Below are 11,442 nucleotides of genomic sequence, written 5' to 3' on the forward strand. Positions count from 1 at the left end.
ATCACCCCCAAACCAACCCAACTAATACAGTCAGCATCCTGTTCCTACCGGAAGCGCCACGGCATGCATCATTGCCCCCAGCGACCAGATGACCAGCGCCACAATATAGCCCCACTTGGTACCCAGCCGGTCAACAAAGCGCCCCGCAAAAAGCATGGATATCGCATATACAAACTGAAAAGCCGCCGTGATATTTGCATAATCACTGTTGCTCCAGTTAAATTGCTTTTCCAATGTCGGATGGAGCAAACTAAGCACCTGACGGTCAAGATAATTCACCGTCGTAGCGAAGAAGAGCAAAGCACAAATCGTCCATCTGTAGTTACCCATTTTTGTTACATTCATTATATTTGGTTTTTGATAAAGGTTGTATTCTTGATCCGGCCAACGATCTCCTGTCGCTCCGGATATGGTATTCAAATCTTATTTGCTACACAGCATCTTTCCTTTTTAATGCTTTTAATTCAATATCAGCTACTGTATTTTCTGTAAAATCTCCATATTCAAAAAGTTTGGATACCGCTGCCGCCGTAGCAAAATTGAGAATAGCCTGTCCCTCATGTTGATGGTAAAAACCATAAATGAGACCAGCCATAAAACAATCACCACTTCCAACCTTGCCAATAACCGATTCTTCCAGATAAACATCAGACAGGTAAAACCCTTCATCAGTTAACATTGTGCTGTAATACCTGATGCCCTTGCCACTGTCGAACCGAAAGGTATTCGCCACCGTCCTGCAGGCAGGAAACAGCCTGATGATCTCCGCAGAGCTCTGCAGCGACTGCGCTATAAAATCTTCGTCACTTTCCAGGTTGGACTTCGACTGCATTATTCCCAACATGCATTCCGCAGCCCAGATATTCCCCATAATCAGGTTGCAGTATTTCGCAAGAGAAGGCATCACATTAAGAGGATCTTTGCCATACTTCCAAAGTTTGTTTCTATAATTCAAATCGAGCGAAATGATAATCCCTAGCTGCCTTGCAACTTTCAGTGCCTCCTCACATAGCTGAGCAATGTCCGCACTAATGGCAGGACAAATGGCAGAAAAGTGAAACCAGGAAATATCCCTGAACACCTCTGCCCAATCTATCATGCCGATTGCCAGTGTCGAAAACGACGAGGCCTTCCGATCGTAAATAACAGCTGTATTTTTAAGGTCCTTACCTTCAGACAGGTAATAAGTACCAAGACGATCCCCCGTATACCTCATCCGGGAAACATCAACACCAATAGACGCTATATAAGCGCTCATCTGCCTGCCCAGGAAATGGTCTGGAACTGCAGAAAGGTAAGCTGATGGTACACCCCAACGGGCAAGTGCAACAGCCACATTCGCTTCAGCACCTCCTGCATATGCCGGCAGGCTATTACCTTTAAGCCAGGCTCCATTTACGTCTGGAGAGATCCGGATCAGCAACTCACCGAAAGTCAACACCTTGGTCATAACGTATTAAAGTTAAAGTAGGCTTTCACATTGCGGTAACAGATATCCTGAATGACCTTGCCAATCCATTCCATATCTTCTGGAAGTTCCCCACGCTGCACATCTGCGGCAAAGAGCTCACACAATATCCTCCGGAAATACTCATGCCTTGGAAAAGAAAGAAAACTCCTGGAGTCTGTCAGCATACCAACGAAACGACTCAGCAAGCCCATATTAGACAATGTATTGAGCTGGTTGACCATCCCATCTTTCTGATCGAGAAACCACCATGCAGATCCCCACTGCACTTTACCTGCAACGGTACCATCCTGGAAATTACCGGTCATCGAAGCAAAGACCTCATTGTCGGCAGGATTCAGATTATAGATGATCGTTTTCGCCAGCCTGTCGGAACGATCCAACCGGTCGAGAAATTTCGACAGCGCAATGCTTTGTGGGAAATCACCTATAGAATCAAATCCAGTATCTGGACCTAAGGCGCTCAGCAATCGCTCGTTATTATTTCTCAAAGCGCCAATATGATATTGCTGAACCCATCCTTTTTCATGATCCCATAATGCAAACTCGAATAACAATTTTGATTTAAACTTCCCGGTTTCAGCAGCACTTAGCAGCTCTTTCCTTCTGATCTTAAGAAAAATGGAGGCCACCTCAGCTTCGGTATAATCATCCGAGTATACCCTGTCCAGACCGTGATCGGAAACCTGACAGCCATGGGCAGCAAAGTAGTCATGTCTTGACTTGAGCGCAGCTAAATAACCATCCAGATCATCAATATTCAAACCTACAAGCACTGCCAGCTGATCGATATAGGTGTTCAGTGCCGTTAAATCGTCTGCAAACATTGCCTTATCCGGACGAAAGGCAGGCAGGACACCAACTTCAAAACCAGATTCCCTGACTCGCCTGTGATGAATCAGCGAGTCCAAGGGATCATCAGTAGTACAGAGCAGCTCAACATTCATCATCCTCAGCAGATTTTGCACGGAGTATTGAGGTGTACGTAACTTCGCATTGCATAATTCGTAAATGCGCTCTGCATTATCAGGCCCGAGCAATTCATGAACATCAAAATATCGCTGTAATTCAAGATGGGTCCAATGGTACAAGGGATTCCTCATGGTATAGGGCACCGTCTCCGCCCACTTTTTAAATTTCTCCCAATCCGTGGCATCACCGGTGATGTAATATTCATCCACACCATTTGCGCGCATGGCACGCCACTTATAATGATCTCCATTCAACCAGATCTGCGTAATGTTGTCAAAATTATGATTGTTGGCAATCTGTTCCGGACTGAGGTGATTGTGGTAGTCAATTACGGGCATCTGACTGGCATACTGATGGTACAATAACACCGCTGTATCACTTGTCAATAAAAAATGTTCATCTAGAAATTTTCTCACAACTTTAGTTTATATGGATCGAATTAAGGCACTGTAAAACACCCTCTTTTGAAATATCATGATAATAATCGGCAACCGCGACTTCAAATCCGATGCATCGACTCAGATCAGCACCCCACAAAGATTCGGCAATCATCACCGCATGAATGTATTCCTGATCGGGCAGCTCACACTTCTGACAGAACCATTCTGCCTGATCATCATTGATCAGATAGTTATTTCCATCAAAGGTCCCGAAATACTGTCCGTCCGAAACATGGTTTACCCGCATAAACCTGAGGTAAACCGCAAAACCAAAAGCCATCAATTTCGGCACCTCATTGAATATCTCGTAAAACCGAAATATCAACGGAAGAATACGAACCTTCATTTTCATGGTATACTGAAAAGTAATACTGCTCCATAAATGTTCTATGTAGGGATTCGCAAAACGGTCAGATACAGCATCAGCGAAGGACGAGGCCTCCGAAATGTCAACAGGATACGGAATGGAAGAAATGATTTCTTTGTACATCACTTCTTTAATGTATAATTTTAAGGAATCCTCAGACATCCCCTGACCAACAGTCTTTATTCCAGACAACATTGCGATGCCACAGGATAAAGTGTGCGTACCATTCAGCAGTCTCACTTTAAGCTCCCTGTAGATTTCAATATCAGGCGTAACGATCAGCCCAGCATCCACTCCCGACAAGCCAATCAATGCTGCGATTTTATCGTCTCCCTCAATGGCCCATAGACGATAGGGCTCCGCCATAATCAGCAGCTGATCTTCATAACCAAGCAGCCCCTGAACCTCTTCCTGAACGGATGTCGCCGGCTTACCTGGCACGATGCGATCTACGAGCGAATTACAGAAATAAACCCGCCGATCAATCCATCTTATAAATCTATTATTCAGCTTGTTGAATCTGCATAACTCAATGACTATGTCGTGTAATCTACGCCCGTTTTCAGGAATCAACTCCGTAGCCACAATAACGATATCTGCTTCGTCCACATCTCCCAAAGCGTGAAAACGTGCATACAATACGGCAAGTAACTTAGCAGGAAAAGAGCTTGGTGGCGATTGATGGACATCCTCCGGCACAAACTGGATTCCAACTTCCGTTGTATTTGAAACAATGAGTGTAAGTTCTTTACTTCCGGCAATCGTCAAAATTTCGGCAAAATCATGCTCTGCAGAAACCACACGACTAATCGCAGCGGAAATGATGTTTTCCTCCACATTATTGCCCTGTTCAAGGCCTCTGACACAGATGGTATACAAACCATCCTGATTCTGAAAGGATTGAACGTCACCTTTTGAAGTAGATTTGACCACCACCACCCTGCCGTTAAACAGCCCCTGTCCATTTGCCTTATTGATGAAGTAATCGGGAAGTGCACGGAGCAACACTCCCGTTCCAAACTGAAGCACTTTTTCAGGAAGGTTAAACTGCGATAAATCCGGACTTTGTAAGTGTTCCCCGGAGATATCATTTAGCATTGTCTTAGATAATCTCATGCCTAAAAATTATTTGGTCTGTGGCAATTCTACATAATAATTATAAGTAAAAAGGCTGCACAGACAAAATTATTTACGCAAACGTTATCGATAAAAAGGCGATGTCTTGGACAACTAGAGCACCATTTGGTGATACAATTTATCCAGGGTCTCTGCAGGATCAGTACATAAACCAGGATGCACCTTTGAAGTCTGCACAACAGTGCTCCTGGTAGCGGTCATCCACCTGAACCTGGATGGCAGATCAAGCTGTCCAATAGGCCCACCCGCTTTCCCACCTCTTGCAATCAAGCTGAAGGAGTTCAGATGGTGCTTCAGCTCCTCCTGATCCAATGATCCGCAAATGGCAGAAATCCGCTGCGCATCGCATACAAATTTAACCTCCAGAAATTTTCGCTTTGCACAATACAGAATGACGCCTACGTTTATAAATTCCTCACGCTCAACCCTTGGCATCACGCGCAAGATGGCATACTCAAATAATAGCTGCTCTGGCATCTTCTGCTTCTTTAACAAAAATTTCTGAATTGGCTACCCTAGTTTGCAAAAAGCGACGGTAAACCGACCTATGTGCATTGGTGTCCTCAAAATTAGTATCATCAATGAGCCATTCATCAGGAACAAGTCCCACGATGGCCTCGATACGTTCAGAATTCAATACAACCCGAAAGGCTGCGTCTACTGCACGCAATTCTGAGGCCTTTGACAACAAAACATGGTCCTTAATCAGCTTAAAGGGTTTGGAGGCCTGCTCTTCCCAGTTCTGCATGGTATGATGAAAATAAAGCGATGCACCATGGTCAATCAGCCAAAGCTCCTTATGCCAGATCAGCATATTGGTATTCCTTGCGGTCCTGTCCATATTGGTCAGCAGGCAGTCCAGCCACACGATCTGTGAAGCAAGTAAAGGATCCACCTCGGTAACCAGGGGATCGAATGTAATGGCGCCCGACAAATAATGTAGGGCAAGATTTAAGCCTACACTGAATTTCAGCAGGTCCTGGATTTCTTCATCTGCTTCTGTCCTGCCAAAATCACTGTCCAATTTTGCAAAAACCAACTCCGGTACCCGAAATCCCAGTAACCGGGCAATTTCACCACCAATCAATTCGGCGATCAGAGCCCGCGGCCCTTGTCCGGCACCCCTAAATTTAAGTACATATAAAAATTCGTCATCAGCTTCTGCAATAGCTGGCATCGAGCCACCTTCCCGTAGGGGTGTCACGTACCGGATCACATTTACGGTCCTGAGTTGAGGCTGTTTATCGTTCACGTGTTTTTCAATTAGAGATACGAGGTATAAATGTCAAAGATAATACTTATTTAAACGCTTCGAAGCTATATTGGGCGTCAGACCAGAATTCATCCAGTGTGATGATCCTAGGTTTAAAAAACGAGATTAGCTCAGGCCAGTCTGCCTGCTGAAAAACACTCCGCTCCGGAAGCCTTTTTACAATGCGGCTGATTGTTTTGTAATGGTCATCCTGTACCAGTGGCTCCCAGTCCCATTCCTCTTCAAGTAAGCCATGCAGCAGTTTCCGAAATTCGGCAAATTGCTCAAACATGAGCTCCTGCATCCCAGGATCGGGATGGCTCATCTCTATAGCAATGAATGCTTCTTTTTTTTCTGCCTGCATCTTGAAATGCAGGTGTTTAACGCCTGTTTTATAGTTGATCCAATTCACCCGCAGCCCTTCCGCAGAAAGATGAGGAGAGATATATTGGCCAAAGGCTGTCCAAAAGGCCTGTTTTAGTTGTGATGCCTGATCTTTAGAATACAATGTTTATACTTTTGGGTTGATCAAATGGGGTGTTTCCCAGTTCATTAATGTCATCATGCGCTCAAACTCGTCGTTTAAAGGTGCGGAAATAAAAATCTTTCTCTTCGTCACAGGATGGGTAAATTCGAGAGCAGAAGCATGAAGCAACATGGTGGTCATCCCCCACTGCTCCTTGAAAAAACGGTTCTGCTTATTACATCCGTGTTTACGGTCCCCGATAATCGGGTAAAAAATATGCGCAAAATGCCTACGCAGCTGGTGCATCCTTCCGGTAGTGGGACTGGCTTCAACAAGAGAATACCTGGAAGTCTCATGTTTTCCAAAAGGAACCGCCAGCTCTGCCCGGTCGAGTGTCACAAAGGAGGTGAAAGCCTCCTGTATGGTTCCATTTTCCTTAGCCAGCGGGTAATTAATATCCATCTGATCAGGAGCATGTCCCCTTAAAATGGCCATGTATTTCTTCGTTACCTCTCCGTTCTGAAACTGTTGATGCATGGCTATTTCCGCCTCTTTATCGAATGCAAACAACAGGATACCTCCGGTCTTGCGATCCAGCCGATGCACCGGGCTGACATGTTTATTTACCTGGTCGCGCAACAATTGCAGGGCAAACTCTTTGGCATCATTCGCTATCGAAGACCGGTGTACCAGTAAGCCGTGGGGTTTATTAATCGCAATCAGGTGCTCATCCTCGTATAAAATATTAAGCATTTCACAAAGATGCGTCAATCCATGCGATTATAGAAATCAAATGAGCTAAAGAATGAACAATAAGTCTTCTTTGAAAAAGGTCCATACCTGAAGCTGGTTCATGCGGTAAATCACAAATGAATAGATGTCGTCTTTTTCATTAATTTCAATTACCTCACCAAGGTTTACCAAATGATCGCCAACGGCGACCGCAGCGGCTTGTGATGTTTTAAAGAGCTCTTGTTTTTCTACTGTCTGGTCCATGAGAGCAAAGAATTAGTTGTTTTAGGATGATTAATGGTTCTTTTCTCAAAAATAAAAAATTAATTGTCAACTTGCCAATTTTCTGCCACTAAAGTACTTGAGGTTCATTTCTGTCATGCTAAGGCGAAAAGCCGGGCTTAGGAAATCACATTATTATCATATCGAATTGTAAAATTAGTGTATAATCTACCACTAGTTATAAAATAAAAAATTCAAACAGCCGTTTCAAGATTAGTACATTTGAAAGCCATCTGGATGATTGGCTAAAACGTTTTGTTAAAAAATGTTAAAAAAAGCTTAGTGTAGTTTGTACACTATTATTTTTTTACTACATTTGTAGTGTAATCAGAAGGCAGAATTGCTGGAGATACTTGAAAAATTGACAATACATTTCCTGGTTGCGAGATCAACAGGAAAATAAAGGAAAAACCCGTTCATACAGGTTTATATTTGGTTAGAAAAGGGATGTGTCTGGATGGAGCAACCCTTTCTTTTTTTAAAGACCTTTTACCTGCTATCCGCACCTTTACTTTACCTGATCTACAAATATCACTATCTTTTTAAATTATTATCTTCCTTAAACATCGTGTAGGTTCTGATTTCTGGCTCAGACGTATTAAAATAAAAATTCCCATGCAAAACACAGTGGTTCTGACATGGGAATGAAGCCGCTGACCAGAAGATGAGCCCGGTTAACGGCGAGAGAGCTCAAACGTTTATTGTGGTAATTCAAGCAGTCGTAATTCTGACATCTGAATCAAACCCGCCCCGTTATTTGCAGTTACATTAAATCTGTAGTAACGGTAAGGTGTAGTGTTGTCAAAACTAAATGCAAATGTGGACTTCCTTGGTGTTGGTGCCATTACATAATTTGTGATGGAAGTGAGTACCGTCCAGTTCTGGCCGTCGTTAGACGCAGACAGGTTGAAGTTTTTTGGATCTCTCTCAGGAGCATCGTCTCCTGAACTCAGCAAAACGCCGTAATCACCCTTGGTGTCTGCTCATAATCAAACTGTGCCCATAGGTCACCTGTATAATCAAACTGCAAAAACTTGGAGTTCAAACTATTATCAATTAATTTCAGCGATCCTTCACTTGAGGTCTGGCCATTTCTATTGTCCCTGGATACAGAGAAGAATCCCTTTAGTGTTGCATCTTTCAGCACCCCCTTGTTACTCACATAACTAGAGACCGTAGCCATAGAGCCTTTAGGTGTGGTAACACGCAAACTGAATAATCCGAATGCGCCCGAGGGAACATTAACCGTAACAGTTGGATCGGTTCCGATAAGGACATTTGTTGGCGCCACACCACTAAACCACTCGGCCTTACTTACACTTACTCCTCCGGCTACAGATAAAGTCAGCACTCCCGGGCTGTTTGTGGTCGAAACAAAATCCAACACACTATCCGGACGCAATTTGATCACGGTCTCACGTTGTGCCCAATACCCTTGCCCATTGCGACTGATCATCCGTACACGATAGTCACCTGTATTGATGAATGTATGGGTCGGTGAAATCTCATTGGTCGTACTGTCGTCCCCAAACTCCCACCTGATCTCCTTAAAATCCTTCGAGCTATTTTCGAATTTAAAAGTAAAGGGATCATCAGGGCTGACCTTAGTATAGGTAAATCCTGCTGTAGGCTTCGCCTCTTCCGGTTCTTCAGCTATTGCCTTGTCGCTTTTCTTGCAGGAAACTAAGATCAGACATCCTAACAGCGCAAGGCTGACGACATTCATTATATTCTTTTTCATGTACATCTAATTTAAATTCTCATTTGATCTTTATGGCGCTGGGAATAATTGACTCTTAGGAACAATTTGCTCAGAGATTCCGGCAGAAGGAACCATATAGAACAACTTCGCCTGTTGACCTCCAACATTTTCCCTATGATGTGCCTCAATTTTGTAACGTACCCCTCTTTCTAAAGTAATTTTAGCCTGACGTCTGCTTTGATTCCACTCGGCAGTAAAGTCATTGATGATCGCTACGCCGTTAATAAACAGTCTGGATCCGTCATCCCATCGATCCTGTAAGAAAGTATACTCTCCGCGCACTGGAGCCAGAAACTCACCCGTCCATTTTGAAGACCAGTCATCGCCTCGGCCGTCTATCGGCTGCCATCCATCAAAGTCTATCTGCGGATCAATTCTGGTTACAGATGGTAACTTGCCGCCTTCATCTAAGGTTTGCCCCGTAAAATACTCCGCTTTCAATCCTGTACCATCTCCCAGGATGTAAGAGTTGTTATCTAGACTTACCGACTTGTCGATGAGTACTACTACCGTTTTATTAACTGGATGCAACACATGTTTACTGGTAGATACAATACGTATCGCTACCGCAATTGGATTATCCAGATTTTCATCCATCGTATTCCATGGTATACTCATTACATATGGCACTGATGTTTTATTTCCGGGCATGATGATCGTAGTGTCAGCATAGAATTTATCTGTGGTAAGTGCTTTCGTGCCCTGTGGCAATGTTCCATTGGCAACAAGCGTTGCGATGGTGTCGGAGTTCAGTACCGTTTTTATCGTAAACCCGTTACCAGGGGTACCTGCAAGCCCAATTCCCAAAGGAATGGTAACCCCTGCGGATGTTACGGTATACCCTACACCTCTTGTGATGTTTAAAATTCCACCCCCTCCGTTAGTTATAGAAACATAGTGAATGTCTTCGGCGACAATGATATCCTGTGTATTCAATACAATCAGGCAAGTACGCCTTGCGCCATTCGCTTGGTTTCCTTTGGTTGGATCAACAAGACTCACCGCCATTGCCACTTTCTTGCCATAAAATCGCTCCAGCGTCGTTACGCCAATCTTCACTTCAAAAAAAGCACTGTCCACTCCATAGCCAATTTCAGATATATTTGGTAAAGAGTAAGTTCCTGCAGGCAACATCACTGTATTCTGAAGTGTATTGTTTGCGATCAGCGTGGCAATGGTATCCTGGTTCAGCTCTAAACTTACCTGAAAGGCCTTTAACGCCGGGGCTGACAAACCAATGCCGACCCGTATAGTTACCTTATCATTGTCCCGTTGGACTATTCCACTAGAAGCTCCGGCCGAAACCGTCACTGGATCTGCTTTCTCCAAAGAGAATTCCTCCAGCGTGTGATCCTTGCAGGAAAACAACTGCATCGCACAAAGCGCAAATACTGTCAGATATAAAGATTTAATTTTCATAATCATCTTTGCTACATTAATAATTTATTCATTTAGGCCTGTTTGCTATTGATCAAGCCATACACGACCGTCCAGTTGCCAACTTTCCTGTCGCGGAATGCGTAGCCAGCTGATGATCTGTGATGGTACATCTACACTTCTTGGTACAAGCGACCCTAGGTTGTCTACAGAAGGCGCGCATAAAAATTCCGCTAGTCTGGTCCATACCGCATCACCACCACTAAACGTCATGTTACTGCCCAAGGGCCCTTCATCCCTGATTTCATTACCTGTTCCTCCAACTACAGGCCAATATCCCGCCAGGTAATCATAATAAGGGTGACCAGAGTCTACATAGGTATCACAAGCAAAACGATTGATTACCGAATCAGGCAGTGCTGCTTTCCAGATCTTCGCATCAGCTAAGTAAGCATCTGGTTCACGGTGCCCGTTACCGGCAATGTAACCAAGTGTCACCAACGCATTGTTGTCCAGATTTCCCCAATCGGTAATGTCTCGTTCATTGTTGAACGCACCATTGGTAAATGTTCTTACATAACGCCTGTTCTCACGAATCACACCGACCGCCGCGAGACTATTCCAGGTTGCATCTGAAAGTGTACCACCTCTAACCTGTTCTCCATTTCCGGTTCCCCTTGCATTAAACATCCAGAAATTATCTTCCAGGAAGATCACCCAGCCACTAGATGGCCAACCACTGCTCCACTCAGGGCGTTTTCCAAAAACTGCAGGATAGTAAAACTTATAGTTATTATTCGGTCCTATGTTCTTCTTTACCTTTATTTCAACAGTAAACTCACCGGTACCGAGATTATAAACTGAATTGTCTCCCGCAGTCACCTGCGCTTTCTTAAAACCATCAAATCTCACAAAATCTCCCTGGTAACGATTTCCCAGATAAGGCTTGCCAATGAATCTCGTTTTGTAACGATTGGTATGGAAAATCGTGAAGGTATTGATATCTGTATTGCTGAACACAGTATTGTCATTTTCATCTGGCGGAAGCGTGTAGTGTCCTCCTCTGCTGGAAGTGATCACTACCAACCAGTTCTCCTTTTCGTAAGTGGGGCGGTTTTTCAATGCAGCCATCATTTCGCCTATATAACCATCAAAGGTCGTGATGGCATTTCTGTATGCGGGAACCG

Annotated in this window: 13 protein-coding genes; all 13 read right to left on the reverse strand. The window is 44.0% G+C overall.

What is annotated here, in order from left to right; genetic code table 11:
• Nucleotides 1–30: 30 nt before the first annotated feature.
• On the reverse strand, nt 31–345 hold the full coding sequence (locus PBAL39_RS24285) for an MFS transporter (RefSeq protein ID WP_008246813.1): 315 nt from the start codon (nt 343–345) through the stop codon (nt 31–33).
• An 85-nt stretch (nt 346–430) separates the two neighbouring features.
• Nucleotides 431–1,450, reverse strand: a complete 1,020-nt coding sequence (locus tag PBAL39_RS24290) for a sugar kinase (protein ID WP_008246815.1) — start codon at nt 1,448–1,450, stop codon at nt 431–433.
• Complete coding sequence (gene uxaC, locus PBAL39_RS24295) at nt 1,447–2,856, reverse strand: glucuronate isomerase (RefSeq protein WP_039867687.1); 1,410 nt, start codon at nt 2,854–2,856, stop codon at nt 1,447–1,449. The genes PBAL39_RS24290 and uxaC overlap by 4 nt, the downstream gene beginning before the upstream one ends.
• 4 nt (nt 2,857–2,860) lie before the next feature.
• A complete protein-coding gene (locus PBAL39_RS24300) occupies nt 2,861–4,363 on the reverse strand; it encodes a tagaturonate reductase (protein WP_039867689.1) in 1,503 nt (500 codons plus the stop codon).
• Nucleotides 4,364–4,477: 114 nt separating this feature from the next.
• On the reverse strand, nt 4,478–4,861 hold the full coding sequence (locus tag PBAL39_RS24305) for a DUF3037 domain-containing protein (protein ID WP_008246819.1): 384 nt from the start codon (nt 4,859–4,861) through the stop codon (nt 4,478–4,480).
• Nucleotides 4,839–5,636, reverse strand: coding sequence for a HipA family kinase (locus PBAL39_RS24310; protein WP_039867691.1), 798 nt, complete (start codon nt 5,634–5,636; stop codon nt 4,839–4,841). Before PBAL39_RS24310 ends, PBAL39_RS24305 begins: the two co-directional genes overlap by 23 nt.
• 46 nt (nt 5,637–5,682) lie before the next feature.
• Nucleotides 5,683–6,144 carry a DUF4268 domain-containing protein gene (locus PBAL39_RS24315; RefSeq protein ID WP_008246821.1) on the reverse strand — a complete coding sequence of 154 codons (462 nt, stop codon included), beginning with the start codon at nt 6,142–6,144 and terminating at the stop codon, nt 5,683–5,685.
• A 3-nt stretch (nt 6,145–6,147) separates the two neighbouring features.
• Nucleotides 6,148–6,855 carry a pseudouridine synthase gene (locus tag PBAL39_RS24320; protein ID WP_008246822.1) on the reverse strand — a complete coding sequence of 236 codons (708 nt, stop codon included), beginning with the start codon at nt 6,853–6,855 and terminating at the stop codon, nt 6,148–6,150.
• A 45-nt stretch (nt 6,856–6,900) separates the two neighbouring features.
• The gene (locus PBAL39_RS24325; RefSeq protein WP_008246823.1) at nt 6,901–7,098 is read right to left on the reverse strand and encodes a hypothetical protein; all 198 of its coding nucleotides are present in this window, start codon (nt 7,096–7,098) and stop codon (nt 6,901–6,903) included.
• A 716-nt stretch (nt 7,099–7,814) separates the two neighbouring features.
• Nucleotides 7,815–8,072: an alpha-1 2-mannosidase gene (locus tag PBAL39_RS24330; RefSeq protein WP_008246824.1), complete on the reverse strand. Its 258-nt coding sequence runs from the start codon at nt 8,070–8,072 to the stop codon at nt 7,815–7,817.
• On the reverse strand, nt 8,066–8,857 hold the full coding sequence (locus tag PBAL39_RS24335; RefSeq protein WP_157274204.1) for a PKD domain-containing protein: 792 nt from the start codon (nt 8,855–8,857) through the stop codon (nt 8,066–8,068). Before PBAL39_RS24335 ends, PBAL39_RS24330 begins: the two co-directional genes overlap by 7 nt.
• A gap of 30 nt (nt 8,858–8,887) precedes the next feature.
• Nucleotides 8,888–10,297: a PA14 domain-containing protein gene (locus PBAL39_RS24340; RefSeq protein WP_039867694.1), complete on the reverse strand. Its 1,410-nt coding sequence runs from the start codon at nt 10,295–10,297 to the stop codon at nt 8,888–8,890.
• A gap of 45 nt (nt 10,298–10,342) precedes the next feature.
• Nucleotides 10,343–11,442, reverse strand: a 1,100-nt coding sequence (locus tag PBAL39_RS24345) for a DUF4983 domain-containing protein (protein ID WP_008246827.1), incomplete at its 5' end; no start/stop codon positions are given.

The organism is Pedobacter sp. BAL39, from assembly GCF_000170795.1.
Lineage (GTDB): Bacteria > Bacteroidota > Bacteroidia > Sphingobacteriales > Sphingobacteriaceae > Pedobacter.

Bases quoted from the DNA above. Each gene is read 5' to 3' on its own strand.
- PBAL39_RS24325 (WP_008246823.1), bottom strand. From the start codon at position 7,098: ATGGACCAGACAGTAGAAAAACAAGAGCTCTTTAAAACATCACAAGCC.
- PBAL39_RS24300 (WP_039867689.1), bottom strand. From the start codon at position 4,363: ATGAGATTATCTAAGACAATGCTAAATGATATCTCCGGGGAACACTTA.
- PBAL39_RS24305 (WP_008246819.1), bottom strand. From the start codon at position 4,861: ATGCCAGAGCAGCTATTATTTGAGTATGCCATCTTGCGCGTGATGCCA.
- PBAL39_RS24320 (WP_008246822.1), bottom strand. From the start codon at position 6,855: ATGCTTAATATTTTATACGAGGATGAGCACCTGATTGCGATTAATAAA.
- PBAL39_RS24285 (WP_008246813.1), bottom strand. From the start codon at position 345: ATGAATGTAACAAAAATGGGTAACTACAGATGGACGATTTGTGCTTTG.
- PBAL39_RS24335 (WP_157274204.1), bottom strand. From the start codon at position 8,857: ATGAAAAAGAATATAATGAATGTCGTCAGCCTTGCGCTGTTAGGATGT.
- PBAL39_RS24340 (WP_039867694.1), bottom strand. From the start codon at position 10,297: ATGAAAATTAAATCTTTATATCTGACAGTATTTGCGCTTTGTGCGATG.
- PBAL39_RS24290 (WP_008246815.1), bottom strand. From the start codon at position 1,450: ATGACCAAGGTGTTGACTTTCGGTGAGTTGCTGATCCGGATCTCTCCA.